This is a genomic window from Streptomyces aureus (genome assembly GCF_001418135.1).
Classification (GTDB): Bacteria; Actinomycetota; Actinomycetes; order Streptomycetales; family Streptomycetaceae; genus Streptomyces; species Streptomyces aureus_A.
In genome coordinates this window covers 6,938-20,127 of sequence record NZ_LIPQ01000186.1, presented here as the reverse complement: position 1 = coordinate 20,127, position 13,190 = coordinate 6,938, and the positions used below count along the sequence as shown (strand labels likewise).

Sequence of the window (13,190 nt, the reverse complement as noted above, 5' to 3'; positions counted from 1 at the left end):
CTCGCAGTTGTCGAGGACGAGGAGGAAGGGGCGGCGGGCGAGGTGCTCGACGAGATGGGCCGTGGGGTCGTCCTGGAGGCCCTCACGGGTGATCAGGTTGACCTCGCGGAGCCGGAGCGCGGAGAGGACGGCGCCGGGGACGGCCTCCAGGTCCACGGCGAGGCGATGGTCGGCGGCGGCCTGTCCGGGGACGTCGACCCCGGGCAGCGAGGGCGCTCCGGGATGGGCGATCCACTCCACGCCGGGGACTCTGCCCTGCTCGTCGCCGAGGGTGGCGCCGGCGAGGACAGGGTGACCGGCCGACACCCGGATCTCCAGTCGGGTGTCGGGCAGGGGGTGGTTCTGCCCCCGGACCAGCTCGGCCGTCATCGACTCTGTCCCCTCGGCTTTTCGGCGTTCTCGCCGTTCTCGGCGTCATCACAGGTGCGGTTCATGCGGGACAGCTCCCGGTGGCCTGCTGCCGCCGGGAGCTGTGGGTGGTGCGGTGCGGTCCTGCCTACAGGTGCGGCAGGATCGCGGGCATCAGGTCCTGGAAGGTGCGGCCGTTGGCCGGGTTGCCCAGGGCGGTCATCTGCCAGCCGGAGCCGACCCGGTGCACCTTCGCCATGATCTGCGCGGTGTAGTTGCCACCGCCGTCGAGGGTGTAGCGCGCGAGCTCCTGGCCGTTCGCCTCGTCGACGATGCGGCAGAACGCGTTCTGCACCTCCTGGAACGTCTGGCCGGTGAAGGAGTTCACCGTGAAGACGATCTGGTCGATGTGGACCGGGACCCGCTGGAGGTCGACGAGGATCGCCTCGTCGTCCCCGCCCTGGCCCGCGCCGCCGACCAGGTTGTCGCCGGTGTGCTTGACCGAGCCGTCGTCGCTGACCAGGTGACGGAAGAAGACCACGTCGACCGGCTGCTTGTCCGCGAAGAGGACGGCCGAGGCGTCCAGGTCGATCTCCTGGGTGCGCTTGCCGAAGAGACCGCGGCGCGGCGCGGCCTGCCAGCCGAGGCCCATCCGCACCTGGCTGAGGCTGCCCCCACCCTGCTTCTCCAGGCTGATGGCCTGACCCTTGGTCATGTTGACCGACACGCGTTTGCCCCTCTCGTTAGCGTTCCCCGCGCCCGCTGTTCCGGTGCGTGCGGTTGTCGAGCACATTACGCAGCACCACTGACAGCGCGGAGGTGCGGTCCGGTTTTGTGTCGGTCTTGCAACACACCGGACCGCGCGCCGGACCACCCACCCGGTACTCCACGGGGCCGTGTCCGGTCAGGCGAGTCCCGCCTCCTTCATCTGGCGCAACTCCTTCTTCAGCTCTCCCACTTCGTCACGGAGCCGGGCGGCCACCTCGAACTGCAGCTCGGCGGCTGCGGCGCGCATCCGGTCGGTCATCTCCTCGATGATCGCGGCCAGTTCGGTGGCGGGCCGGTCCCCGAGTTCGACCGTCGAGCCGGCCTTGCCCTTGCCCTTGACGCCGTGCGCGGCGAGCGAGGGGACGGGGGCCTTGGCGCCCTTGCCCTCCTTGCCCTGGCGGTAGCCGCTGCCGAGGAGTTCCTCGGTGTCGATCTCCTCGCGCGCGATGGTCGCGACGATGTCGTTGATCTTCTTCCGGAGCGGCTGCGGGTCGATGCCGTTCTCGGTGTTGTACGCGATCTGCTTCTCGCGGCGCCGGTTGGTCTCGTCGATGGCCTGCTCCATCGCCGGGGTGATCCGGTCCGCGTACATGTGGACCTGGCCCGAGACGTTTCGCGCGGCGCGGCCGATCGTCTGGATGAGGGAGGTCCCGGAGCGCAGGAAGCCCTGCTTGTCGGCGTCGAGGATGGCGACGAGGGACACCTCGGGGAGGTCGAGGCCCTCACGGAGGAGGTTGATGCCGACGAGGACGTCGTACTCGCCGGCGCGCAGTTCGCGCAGCAGCTCGATCCGGCGCAGGGTGTCGACGTCGCTGTGCAGATAGCGCACCTGGATGCCGAGCTCCAGGAAGTAGTCGGTGAGGTCCTCGGCCATCTTCTTGGTGAGGGTGGTGACCAGGACGCGCTCGTCGCGCTCGGTGCGCAGTCTGATCTCGTGGACCAGGTCGTCGATCTGACCCTCGGTGGGCTTGACGACGACCTCGGGGTCGACGAGCCCGGTGGGGCGGATGATCTGCTCGACGAAGCCGTCGCCGCGCGAGAGTTCGTACGTGCCGGGGGTCGCGGAGAGGTAGACGGTCTGGCCGATGCGCTCCTGGAACTCCTCCCACTTCAGCGGGCGGTTGTCGAGGGCGGACGGGAGCCGGAAGCCGTGGTCGACCAGGGTCCGCTTGCGGGAGGCGTCGCCTTCGTACATGGCGCCGATCTGCGGCACGGTGACGTGCGACTCGTCGATGACCAGCAGGAAGTCCTCGGGGAAGTAGTCGATGAGGGTGTTGGGAGCGGAGCCGGGGTCGCGGCCGTCGAAGTGCATCGAGTAGTTCTCGATGCCGGAGCAGGAGCCGATCTGGCGCATCATCTCCAGGTCGTACGTGGTCCGCATGCGCAGGCGCTGGGACTCCAGGTGCTTGCCCTGTTTGTCGAGCTCGGCGAGGCGGCCCTCCAGCTCGCGCTCGATGTCGTTGACCGCGCGCTCCATGCGCTCGGGGCCGGCGACGTAGTGGCTGGCGGGGAAGACGTACAGCTCGCGGTCCTCGCTGATGACCTCGCCGGTGAGCGGGTGGAGGGTGGAGAGGGCCTCGATCTCGTCGCCGAACATCTCGATGCGGACGGCGAGCTCCTCGTAGACCGGGAAGATCTCGATGGTGTCGCCGCGGACGCGGAAGGTGCCGCGGGTGAACGCCAGGTCGTTCCGCGTGTACTGGATGTCGACGAAGCGGCGGAGCAGCTGGTCGCGGTCGAGCTCCTCGCCGACCTTGAGCGGGACCATCCGGTCCACGTACTCCTGGGGCGTGCCGAGGCCGTAGATGCAGGAGACGGAGGCGACCACGATGACGTCCCTGCGGGTGAGCAGCGAGTTCGTCGCGGAGTGGCGGAGCCGCTCCACCTCCTCGTTGATGGAGGAGTCCTTCTCGATGTACGTGTCCGACTGCGGCACGTACGCCTCGGGCTGGTAGTAGTCGTAGTACGAGACGAAGTACTCGACCGCGTTGTTGGGCAGGAGCTCGCGGAACTCGTTCGCCAGCTGGGCGGCCAGGGTCTTGTTCGGCGCCATCACCAGGGTGGGGCGCTGGAGCTTCTCGATCATCCACGCGGTGGTGGCGGACTTTCCGGTGCCGGTGGCACCGAGGAGCACGACGTCCTTCTCGCCCGCGCGGATACGCCGCTCCAGGTCGGCGATGGCCGCGGGCTGGTCGCCGCTGGGCTTGTACTCACTGACGACCTCGAAGGGCGCCACCGAACGTTCGATCTTGGAAACGGGCCGCATGCAACCACCGTACGACCCGGCACTGACACTCGGGTGGTGATCGGCTCGGCAGCGGCCCTCCGTCACCAGTCCTGGGAGCGGTGACCGCCCCGCGGGACGCCCCTGCGGGCCCCGCGCCCAGCGGGCCGGGCCGTCCAGTTGGCGGGCTCGCCGTAGGACGGCACGTGGCGCGGTGCGGGCACGCCGGGGCGGTGCGGGGTGCGGGCGGCGGGGCCCTGCCAGTCCGGGTCGCCCATCACGAGCAGCGGGTCGAACATGACGACGACGGCGGCGAGGATGAGGAAGACCGCCGGGCCGATCAGCATCGGCAGGAGCAGCGAGGTGGCGGTGTCGCCGGTGCCCCCGACGGGCTCGGTGCCGTGCAGGTGGACGCTGACCGCCGACATGGCGGTGTAGTGCATACCACTCACGGCGACGCCCATCACCAGGCTCGCACCGAGGCTGGCCAGAAATCCATGTACGGAGACGGCCGCCCAGAGGGCCGTCGTGGCCGCCACGACGGCGATGACCACGGACATCGCGACGGTGAGCGTGTCGTACTCGATACGCCCCTGGAGACGCATCCCGGCCATGCCCAGGTAGTGCATGGTGGCCACGCCGAGGCCGGTGATGGTGCCGCCGGTGACCAGGGTGAGGGCGGTCGCCCCCCGGTACCCGACGATGAAGATCCCGATGCCGACCATCAGGACGGCGACGCCCAGGCTGGCGAAGGTGATGGGCAGGTCGTAGTGGATGGGCGCCTGCTGGACCGAGAAGCCCATCATGGCGATGAAGTGCATGGTCCAGATGCCGGTGCCTATCGACGTGGCGCCGAGGGCGAGCCAGCCCGCCTTGAAGCTGTCGCGGTGGCGGAGCGATCTCGTGGTGCAGCGCAGGCCGAGGGCGCCGCCCAGGCACGCCATGAGAAAGGCCGCCACCGGAGTGACGATCCCGTAGCTGAATCCGTCGACCGTGCCCTGCATGAGCGTGTGTCCTCCACCCCTGGTGCCACGTCGTCCGAAAACAGTCGGTACCGCTGGGTAGTACTACCGGGGCGAGATTATGGCGCGCCGGGGGCCACGCGACCACGTGACCGGGGAATTTCCGCTCGTGAGACCTGAGCGAGACCGGTCCGTGATCTTGCGACCGCTCTCCGGGCCCCGTTGTCGGTGCCGGGTCGTACCGTGGGCGGCATGGACATCGAAGCGGGACCGGAGGGCCGGGGGCGGGCCGTCCCGGTGGAGTGGACGGTCATGGAGTGCCCCATCGGGCCGCTCTTCCTCGCCGCGACCGAGCGGGGGCTCGTGCGGGTCGAGTTCCACGCCGACGCGGCGCGGCGGGACCGGATGCTCGACCGGCTGACGGCGCAGCTCGGCGCGGAGCCGGTGGAGCGCGCCTCGGGGCTGCTCGCCGGCGCGATACGCCGGCTCGACCGGTACTTCGCGGGCGAGCCGGGCGATGTCGACCTGCCCCTGGACTGGAGCCTGACCGCCGGGTTCAACCGGCAGGTGCTGCGCGAGCTGGCGAGCGGTGTGCCGTACGGCACGGTCGTCGGATACGGGGACCTGGCGGGACGTGTGGGGCAGCCGGGGGCGGCGCAGGCGGTCGGCGCGGCGATGGGCTCCAATCCACTGCCGGTCGTGGTGCCGTGTCACCGCGTGGTGGAGAGCGACGGCGGTCTCGGCGGCTTCGGGGGCGGCCTGGAGACCAAGCGGCAGCTGCTCGCACTCGAAGGCGTACTGCCGACGCCGCTGTTCTGAGGGCCTCTCCCGGACGCCGGGCCGCGGGCTCGCGGCCTCGCCGGGAGGCGTTCCCATCAGGTGGGACGGCTGGCACACTCACGTAAGTGACCCACACCCCCGGCGCCCCTGACGCCACCCTGCCCGGCCACATACCCGGCCCCGCTCCCGTCTCCGACGCCGAGCTCCCCGCGCTGCGCCGACGGGTCCAGGCCGTGCTCCTCACCACCCAGATCCTCGGGGGCCTCGGCATCGCCACCGGTGTCGCGCTCGCCGCCGTGCTCGCCAGGGACGTCAGCGGTTCCGAGGCCCTGTCCGGTCTCGCGTCGACGGCGACCGTGGCGGGGCCCGCGCTGCTCGCCATGCCGCTGGCCGCCCTGATGGCCTCGCGGGGCCGCCGGGCCGGTCTCGTCCTCGCGTACCTCATCGGCGCGGTCGGCGCCGGGGTCGCCGTGCTCGGGGCGGTCGCCGAGAGCTTCCCCCTGCTGCTCCTCGGCCTCGTCGGCTTCGGCGCCGGGTCCTCGGCCAACCTGGCGGCCCGCTTCGCCGCCGCCGACCTCGCCGAACCGGACCGCAGGGCGCGGGCCATCTCCACCGTCGTGTGGGCGACGACGATCGGGGCGGTCCTCGGCCCGAACATCGCCGCGCCGGCCGGGAAGAGCGTGGCGGGTCTGGGGATACCCGCCACCGCGGGCCCCTTCGTCTGGGCCGCCGGGGTCTTCGTGATCGCGGCGGCCGTGGTGGCCGTGCTGCTGCGTCCCGACCCCCTCCTCACCGCCCGCGCGCTCGCCGAGACGGGCGCGGGCGAGGCGCCTGAGGAACGCTCCCTGCGGGCCGGGATGCGGGCCGTACGGGAGTCCCCGAAGGCCCGCCTCGCGGTGGTCACGGTCGCCGGCTCGCACACCGCGATGGTGTCGATCATGTCGATGACCCCGGTGGCCCTCACCCATCACGGGGCGGACATCCAGCTGGTCGGGCTCGTGATCAGCGGGCACATCGCCGGTATGTACGCCTTCTCGCCGCTGATGGGCTGGCTGTCCGACCGGCTGGGGAGGCTCTCGGTGATCGGGCTCGCGGTCGGTCTCATCGGCGTGGCGGCGCTCGTCGCGGGCACGGCGGGGCCCAGCCACGGCCGTACCGCCCTCGGCCTGTTCGTCCTCGGCCTGGGGTGGTCGGCGGGTCTGGTGTCCGGCTCGGCGCTGCTCACGGACTCGGTGCCGCAGGCCGCGCGGGCGGCGGTCCAGGGGCTCTCCGACTTCATCATGAACACCGCCGCCGGCGTCGGCGGCCTCGCGGCGGGCCTGATCGTGGCGCAGGTCGGCTACGGGCCGCTGAACGCGATCGCCGCCTGCCTGCTGCTGCCGATGGCGGCGCTCGCGATCCGCGGCTCGCTCCGGAAGGCCTGAGCCTCCGTACGGCCGGTCGGTGCGGCACCTCCGTAGGACCGTCGGTCCATGCGGCACCGCCGTCCCTCCATGCGGCACCGCCGTCGGTCCGTGCTGCTCCGCCGTCTGTCAGTGCGGCACCGCCGGGGAGGACGCCCCGCTCGCCAGCCGCCGCGGGTTGCCCGTGCCGTCGGCCGGGACCGACCAGACCGCTCCCCCGTAGCCGTACGCGAGGGTGCTCCGGTCCGTCCACAGCGCCTGGTCGTCGATGCCGCGCCGCTCGGCGACCGCGTGTTCGCGCCCGGTGCCCAGCTCGTACACGTACAGCCGCCACGGCTCGCCCGGGCCGTCGGAGACGCGCTTCTTGAAGGCGAGCCGGGTGCCGTCCGGAGAGAGGGACGGGCATTCGACGTTCTCCCGCAGGGCCTTGGCGGACCAGTTCCGCATGTCGCCCTCGACGAGATGGGTGCGGCCGCCCGTGGAGACGGTCGCGTAGAAGCGGTTGTCGTCCGCGGCGAAGCTGACGCCCCAGTAGTTGACGTCGGGGGCGTGGTAGCGGCGGCCGCCGAGGGTGAGCGGGATCTGCTCGACGTTCTTCACCAGGTAGCCGGTGCGGAGATCGAGGATCGAGGTCCGGGTGGAGAAGGACGACCGCGCGTAGGAGTCGCCGGTCGCGAACATCGTCCAGGCGAGCATGTTCCCGGAGGCCGAGACCCGGGCCCGGCTGGGGATGCCCGGCAGACCGATCCGGCGTACCTCGCGCAGCCGCCGGTCGAGCACGATGGCGTACGAGCGGGCCGGGACGCCCGGCCTGCGCTGGAGGCAGAGAGCGGTGGGCCCGGCCGCGTGGAAGCGGTCGCAGGAGGGGCCGCCCACCACCCGCCCGCCGGGCGCGGACGGGTCCACGCGCGCGATGCGGCCGCTCGCGGTGTCCCGCGCGTAGAGCGCGCCGGTGTCGCGGTCGAGCGTGAAGCCGGGGTCGGCGGTCCCGGCGACCGCGGCCTCGCGGCCCGAGGCCGCGCGCAGCGTGTAGGCGGTGGCGCCGCCGCCGAGCAGCAGAAGGGCGAGTACGAGGATCCACACGCGCGTACGGGTGGACGGGCGGGCGCCGGTCAGGTCGGACATGGGTCAGTCGCTCCTCTCGGAGGTCTCGGAAGGAGTCGTGGGCAGCAGCCGCGCGGCGCAGAACAGGGCGGCCGTGAGGGCGAGCAGCGCCGCGACGAGCGCGGTCTCGGGCCCGCTCGCGGTCCAGACGGCGCCGAACGCGACGGCGGCACCGAGCCGGGCCAGCGCCTGAGCGGTCTGGACGACGGCGAGGCCGCTCGCCTGCCGGCCCTCGGTCAGGAAGGGGCCTGCCAGAGCCATCAGGACGCCGTCGGTGGCGGCGTAGAAGACCCCGAGCAGGAGGAGGACGCCCAGGAGGACCACGGGGTCGGGCAGGGGGGCCAGGAGCAGTCCGTAGGCGAGGAGCAGGGCCACGTGCCCGTACAGGAGCGGTGCTCGCCGCCCGATCCGGTCGGCGAGGCGTCCGGCGGGGACGGCGAGCAGCAGATAGACGGCGGCCGCGCCGAGCGGCAGGAACGGGAACCAGGTCGCGTCGAACGCGAGCCGTCGCTGGAGCAGCAGATAGAGGAAGGCGTCGCCGATGGTGGCGGCGCCGAGGATTCCGGCGCAGATCACGATCCGCCGGTATCCGGGTGAGCGCAGCCCACTGAACAGCCCACCGCGCAGCCCGCCGAGGAACCGCCCACGCGCGCGTGGCTCCGCGGACTCCCCCCGCGCGTGTGGCTCCGCCGCCACGGCGGGTGCCCTCTCGCCGCCCCGTGTCCGGCCGGGGACGAGCAGTACCCACAGCAGGACGCCGAACGCCCCGACGCTGAAGCTGACGGCGAAGACGGCGTCGTACGCGTCGGCCGTCGCCCACAGCAGCGCGAAGGCGGCCAGGGGGCCGAGCAGGGCGCCGGTGGTGTCCATGGCCCTGTGCGTGCCGAAGGCGCGGCCCAGGTCCTCGGGCGGGCTGTGCAGGGTGATGAGGGCGTCGCGCGGGGCGGTGCGGACGCCCTTGCCGAGCCGGTCGGCGGCGATCGCGGTCGCGATCCAGCCGGTCGCGCCGCCGGCGAGGAGGAGGCCGATCCGGGAGCAGGCGGACAGGGCGTAGCCGAGCCCGCCGACCTGCTTGTGGCGGCCGCCGCGGTCGGCGGTGGCACCGCCGAGGAGCCGTACGAGCGCGGTGGCGCCGGTCGAGAGGCCGTCGAGCAGCCCGAACTGGAGCGGCGAGAGGCCGAGTCCGAGGACCAGGTAGAGCGGCAGGACGGCGGTCACCATCTCCGAGGAGACGTCGGTGACCAGGCTGACCGCGCCGAGGGCGAGGACGGTGCCGGGGACGCGCCGCCGGACCCCCGAGGGGGCGGGCGGCGCGTCCGGGCGACCGGTGGTCGCGAGGTACATCAGTGGCAGGTGTAGGTCGGGCCGGAGTCCTTCACCTGGTTGTCGGTGCCGACGTACTGCCAGGTGTAGGTGGTGTCGGTGAGGTCCAGCTTCAGTACGCCGTACGGACCGCTGATCCGCTTCTGGCTGTTGGGCTGGACCGTCTCGATGTCGTAGGGCTCGGCGCCGCCCATGCCGCCGACGATCTCGACGATGCCGTCGGCGGTGGCCCGCCCGTTGGGGTCCTGCGGGGCGAAGCGCTCGTAGTGGTGGTCGTGTCCGTTCAGCACCAGGTCGGCCTTGGCGTTGTAGAGGATCTGCCAGACGGGCTTGGAGACGGGGTCGTTGCCGTGGCCGCCGGAGGAGTACAGCGGGTGGTGGAAGTAGGCGGCGACGCAGCCCTTGGTGTTCCGCGCGAGGTCGTCCTTGAGCCACTGGATCTGGGTGGCGTCGTCGAAGGAGTTGGAGTCGAGGGCGACGAAGTGCCAGTTGCCCTGGTCGTAGCTGTAGTACGGCTTGCCCTGCGGGTAGGCGATCGAGCCGAAGTAGGACTTGTAGCCGGCGAGCGGGCCTGCCGGGTCGTAGGTCTCGTGGTTGCCGGGCACGGGGCGGGTCTTCGCCTTGAAGGCGCCCCAGGACTTGTCGTAGTAGTTGCGGAAGTCGGAGAGCAGGGCGTCGTCGTACTGGTTGTCGCCCATCGTCAGATAGAAGGACGGCGCGATCCGCTGGGCCAGGGCCGCGGTCTTGGGGTGGGCGCAGGAGCTGCTGGAGGCCGTGCACTGGGCGGCGATGTCGCCCGCCGCGACGACGGTGAACGCGCCGGTCGGCGGCTCCGTGCTGCCGGTGGTGCCGTACACCTCCACCGAGTAGAGCGAGTAGCCGTACGAGGTGCCGCGGGCGGTCCCGTACACGCGGAGGTAGCGGCCCTGGCCGGTGAGTCCGGTCCAGTCGTCGGTGGCGCCGTTGCCCGCGGTCTCGTTGGCGAGGCGGGTCCAGGTGGTGCCGTCCGCGGAGATCTCGACGCGGTAGGCCTTGGCGTAGGCGGCCTCCCAGACGAGCTTGACGCGGGAGACGGTGGCAGACGGGCCGAGGTCGACCCGGATCCACTGGGGGTCGACGCCTTCGGCGCTGGCCCAGCGGGTGGTGGAGACGCCGTCGAAGGCCTTCTCCGGTCCGAAGGTGCTGTCCTCGACGGAGGAGGAGGTGGCCGGTCGGCCCTGGGAGATCAGGACGTCGGCGGCGGCTCCGGCCCGGTCCGGGAGGGCGAGCAGGAGCCCGCCGACGAGCAGCAGCACGGCGGCGAGGACGAAGGGGAGGGGGGTGGTGGTGCGGCGTGGTGGGACGGAGGCGTTCAGGCGCATACCTGGGCTCCCTGGCCTGTGGGGTCGGCGAGAGCTGGACACCGGTGCGGCGCACCACGGACCTGCCGCGCGGCAGCGGGCCGGGGCGCCCGTGCCGTGGGTGCGGGCACGGGCGACCGGCCGGGTGGCGATTCGGGGCGCCACACGGCGGGGTGGTGCTCGGCGGCCGGGTCAGAGCTCTCGCTGAGCGCGTCACGCCCCTTGGGGTGGGGCGCCGCGCCAAGCCGCTGCCCGGGATGCTAGCCGATAGGAAGGTTTCCTACCAGACCTCGGTCCGTGGCCCCAACCGGGACTTCAGAGGCTGATGTGGTACGCCTTGCGCAGGGTCTCGTGCACGGTCCAGGTCGTCCGGTCGCCCTCGCGCAGCACACAGGCGTCGCCGGGACCGATCTCCAGGGTGGCCCCGCCCTCGACGGCGACGGTCGCCCGGCCGGAGACCACCACGAAGAGCTCGTTGGCCTCGGTGTCGGTGACGACGCCGGGCGTGATCTGCCAGATGCCGCGCAGCTGCTTGCCGTCGGCGGACTCCCACAGCACCTTGCCCGTCACCTCGGGCGTACCGGAGACGATCTGGGCGGGGTCGAGCGGCTCCGCCTCGAGCTCCGCGTCGGGGATGTGCACGGCGAAGGAGGGCTGGTCATGTGTCGTCATGGGCGGTGACTGTAGCGGGGGTCCAAGGCCGCTCCGAGGCCGGGACCGGCTGGACGCAAGCCCTCCGTTTCGCCTCCCACCAGGCGCGATGCCCGGAACCCGACGCGACGACGAAATCCGCACGACCGCTTCGGCGCAGCGCCGGACGGGTGGCGCCGCTGCCCCGGACGACCCCGCCGGGCACCCCGTGACGGAATCCGAAGGCGCCCCCACGGTGTGGCCGGAGCTCGCCACCGAGGTTTGCGGGGCCTGTGGTCGCGCCAGGAATGGGACATGTCCACACAGGTGTCCGAAGAGGTACGCGAGGCGCTCCACGAGGGGCGTCCCGTCGTCGCGCTGGAATCGACGATCATCGCCCACGGCCTGCCGCGCCCGCGGAACCTGGCGGTGGCCCTGGAACTGGAGGAGCTGGTACGGGCCGGGGGTGCCGTCCCCGCCACGGTCGCCGTGGTCGACGGCGCGGCCAGGGTCGGCCTTGACCGGGCGGCCCTGACCCGGATCGCCGAGGACCCGGAGGTGCGGAAGCTGGGGCACCGCGACCTCGCCCCGGCCCTGGCGACCGGCGTGACCGGGGCGACGACGGTGTCGGCGACGGCCTGGCTCGCGGACGCGGCCGGCATACGGGTGTTCGCGACCGGAGGCCTCGGCGGCGTCCACCGGGAGTGGACCGACACACAGGACGAGTCCGCCGACCTGCGGCTGCTCGCCCGTGTCGGCACCACCGTGGTCTGCGCCGGGGTCAAGTCGATCCTCGACGTGCCCGCGACGCTCCAGCGCCTGGAGACGCTCGGCGTGACGGTCGTCGGATACGGCACGGACCACTTCCCCGGCTTCTACCTCGCCTCCTCGGGCGAGCCGGTCGACTGGAACCTGCGGACCCCGGAGGCGGTGGCCGAGGTGATACGGGCCCAGGACCGGCTCGGCGAGCAGCGGGCGGCGCTGATCGTGGCCAATCCGGTGCCGGTGGCGGAGCAGTTGGATCCCGCGCTGCACGACCGGGTGCTCGCGGGCGGCCTGGCGGCGGCGAAGGAGAAGGGGATCACCGGGCAGGCGGTGACCCCGTTCCTGCTCGAATACCTGACGGTGCACACGGAAGGGGCGTCCCTGGAGGCCAACCTGGCGGCGGTACGGGGCAATGTGCGGCTCGCGGCGAGGATCGCGGGGGCGTACGGCGCGGGCGCGGCGGCAGACGCCGAGGCCGGACGGGCCTCGGCGACCGCCCCCGGCGCCGGGTCCTCGCGCGACTCCGGGTTCTCGCGCGAGTCCGAGCTCTCGCGCGACTCCGGGTCCTCGCCCGGCGTGGGCGGCCGGTGAGCCCGGCGGCGGGTGCGCTGCTCGTCGTCGGGGACGTCGTCACGGACATCGTCGCCCGGCACCGGACCCCGCTGGCGCCCGCGACCGACACGGCGGCGGAGATACGCACCCTGCCGGGCGGCGCCGGAGCCAACGCGGCCTGCTGGGCGGCGCGTTCCGGATCCCCTGACGTGCGCGTCCTCGGCCGGGTGGGAACGGACGCGGCCGACTGGCACGAACGGGCGCTGCGGCGCGCGGGCGTGCGTCCCTTGCTCGTCCCGGACGCGGAGGCGGCGACGGCCACCGTGATCGCGCTCGTGGACTCCTCGGCGGAACGCACCTTCCTCACCGACAGCGGCGCCGCCCTGCGTCTCTCCCCCGACGACTGGTCGGCGGGCCTGCTCGACGGCGTGGCCCGGCTGCATCTCTCCGGCTACCTGTTCTTCTCCGCGCCGAGCCGCGAGACCGCCCGGCTGGCGCTGCGGGACGCACGGGAGGCGGGCGTGCCGGTGAGTGTGGACCCGGCGTCGGCGGGGTTCCTGGCGGAGCTGGGGGTGGACCGGTTCCTCGCGGCCGCGGAGGGCGCGGAGGTCCTGCTGCCCAACGCCGACGAGGCCCGGTCGCTCACCGGGCATGCCGAACCGGAGGTGGCGGCGGCCGAGTTGAGCCGCCGATTCCCGCTGGTCGTGGTCACCCTCGGGGCGGCGGGCGCCCTGGTGGCCGAGGACGGCTCGGTGACCGCGCGGGTGACGGCTCCCCCGGTCCGGCCGGTGGACTCGACGGGCGCGGGCGACGCGTTCACCGGCGCCTTCCTGGCGGCCCGGCTCGCGGGCGCGGACCTCGCGAAGGCCGCAGAGGCGGGCTGCCGCGCGGGCGCGGAGGCGGTCACGGTGGTCGGCGGCAGACCGTCGGCCGGGCCACCGGCCGACTGACACGGGAGGTTCGCAGGCACGTGGCGGAGCCGCGACCGCGG

11 protein-coding genes and 1 pseudogene are annotated in these 13,190 nt (G+C 72.8%); 4 read left to right on the top strand and 8 right to left on the bottom strand.

The features are described 5' to 3' along the window. The 4 genes and pseudogenes from AOK00_RS40390 to AOK00_RS17340 all read right to left on the bottom strand — a co-directional run. A pseudogene (locus AOK00_RS40390) lies at positions 1–369 on the bottom strand (hypothetical protein); the annotation flags it as partial. A gap of 127 nt (positions 370–496) precedes the next feature. After that, a complete protein-coding gene (locus tag AOK00_RS17350) occupies positions 497–1,075 on the bottom strand; it encodes a TerD family protein (RefSeq protein ID WP_055601217.1) in 579 nt (192 codons plus the stop codon). A gap of 177 nt (positions 1,076–1,252) precedes the next feature. Next, positions 1,253–3,382 (bottom strand): excinuclease ABC subunit UvrB, encoded by a 2,130-nt coding sequence (gene uvrB, locus AOK00_RS17345; protein WP_055601216.1) that lies wholly within the window; start codon positions 3,380–3,382, stop codon positions 1,253–1,255. A 62-nt stretch (positions 3,383–3,444) separates the two neighbouring features. After that, a complete protein-coding gene (locus AOK00_RS17340; protein ID WP_055601215.1) occupies positions 3,445–4,344 on the bottom strand; it encodes an MHYT domain-containing protein in 900 nt (299 codons plus the stop codon). Between the two features lie 210 nt (positions 4,345–4,554). Here AOK00_RS17340 and AOK00_RS17335 point away from each other — a divergent pair, with 210 nt between their 5' ends. Both AOK00_RS17335 and AOK00_RS17330 read left to right on the top strand, forming a co-directional pair. Next, complete coding sequence (locus AOK00_RS17335; RefSeq protein WP_055601214.1) at positions 4,555–5,121, top strand: methylated-DNA--[protein]-cysteine S-methyltransferase; 567 nt, start codon at positions 4,555–4,557, stop codon at positions 5,119–5,121. An 86-nt stretch (positions 5,122–5,207) separates the two neighbouring features. Beyond that, positions 5,208–6,506, top strand: coding sequence for an MFS transporter (locus AOK00_RS17330; RefSeq protein WP_437441425.1), 1,299 nt, complete (start codon positions 5,208–5,210; stop codon positions 6,504–6,506). A gap of 108 nt (positions 6,507–6,614) precedes the next feature. Here AOK00_RS17330 and AOK00_RS17325 read toward each other — a convergent pair whose 3' ends face one another. The 4 genes from AOK00_RS17325 to AOK00_RS17310 all read right to left on the bottom strand — a co-directional run bounded on the left by AOK00_RS17325 (position 6,615) and on the right by AOK00_RS17310 (position 10,924). After that, positions 6,615–7,610, bottom strand: a complete 996-nt coding sequence (locus AOK00_RS17325; RefSeq protein ID WP_055601213.1) for a TolB family protein — start codon at positions 7,608–7,610, stop codon at positions 6,615–6,617. A gap of 3 nt (positions 7,611–7,613) precedes the next feature. Further along, positions 7,614–8,933: an MFS transporter gene (locus AOK00_RS17320; RefSeq protein WP_055601212.1), complete on the bottom strand. Its 1,320-nt coding sequence runs from the start codon at positions 8,931–8,933 to the stop codon at positions 7,614–7,616. Next, positions 8,933–10,273: a discoidin domain-containing protein gene (locus AOK00_RS17315; protein WP_055601211.1), complete on the bottom strand. Its 1,341-nt coding sequence runs from the start codon at positions 10,271–10,273 to the stop codon at positions 8,933–8,935. Before AOK00_RS17315 ends, AOK00_RS17320 begins: the two co-directional genes overlap by 1 nt. Positions 10,274–10,567: 294 nt before the next feature. Continuing rightward, positions 10,568–10,924 carry a cupin domain-containing protein gene (locus AOK00_RS17310; protein WP_055601210.1) on the bottom strand — a complete coding sequence of 119 codons (357 nt, stop codon included), beginning with the start codon at positions 10,922–10,924 and terminating at the stop codon, positions 10,568–10,570. A gap of 273 nt (positions 10,925–11,197) precedes the next feature. Here AOK00_RS17310 and AOK00_RS17305 point away from each other — a divergent pair, with 273 nt between their 5' ends. Then, a complete protein-coding gene (locus AOK00_RS17305) occupies positions 11,198–12,238 on the top strand; it encodes a pseudouridine-5'-phosphate glycosidase (RefSeq protein WP_254047392.1) in 1,041 nt (346 codons plus the stop codon). Continuing rightward, positions 12,235–13,149, top strand: coding sequence for a carbohydrate kinase family protein (locus AOK00_RS17300; protein WP_055601209.1), 915 nt, complete (start codon positions 12,235–12,237; stop codon positions 13,147–13,149). Before AOK00_RS17305 ends, AOK00_RS17300 begins: the two co-directional genes overlap by 4 nt. Positions 13,150–13,190: the final 41 nt, after the last annotated feature.

Excerpts from the sequence above, each read along its gene's own strand:
- uvrB (WP_055601216.1), bottom strand. The coding sequence starts at position 3,382 with ATGCGGCCCGTTTCCAAGATCGAACGTTCGGTGGCGCCCTTCGAGGTC.
- AOK00_RS17340 (WP_055601215.1), bottom strand. The coding sequence starts at position 4,344 with ATGCAGGGCACGGTCGACGGATTCAGCTACGGGATCGTCACTCCGGTG.
- AOK00_RS17335 (WP_055601214.1), top strand. The coding sequence starts at position 4,555 with ATGGACATCGAAGCGGGACCGGAGGGCCGGGGGCGGGCCGTCCCGGTG.
- AOK00_RS17325 (WP_055601213.1), bottom strand. The coding sequence starts at position 7,610 with ATGTCCGACCTGACCGGCGCCCGCCCGTCCACCCGTACGCGCGTGTGG.
- AOK00_RS17320 (WP_055601212.1), bottom strand. The coding sequence starts at position 8,933 with ATGTACCTCGCGACCACCGGTCGCCCGGACGCGCCGCCCGCCCCCTCG.
- AOK00_RS17315 (WP_055601211.1), bottom strand. The coding sequence starts at position 10,273 with ATGCGCCTGAACGCCTCCGTCCCACCACGCCGCACCACCACCCCCCTC.
- AOK00_RS17310 (WP_055601210.1), bottom strand. The coding sequence starts at position 10,924 with ATGACGACACATGACCAGCCCTCCTTCGCCGTGCACATCCCCGACGCG.
- AOK00_RS17305 (WP_254047392.1), top strand. The coding sequence starts at position 11,198 with ATGTCCACACAGGTGTCCGAAGAGGTACGCGAGGCGCTCCACGAGGGG.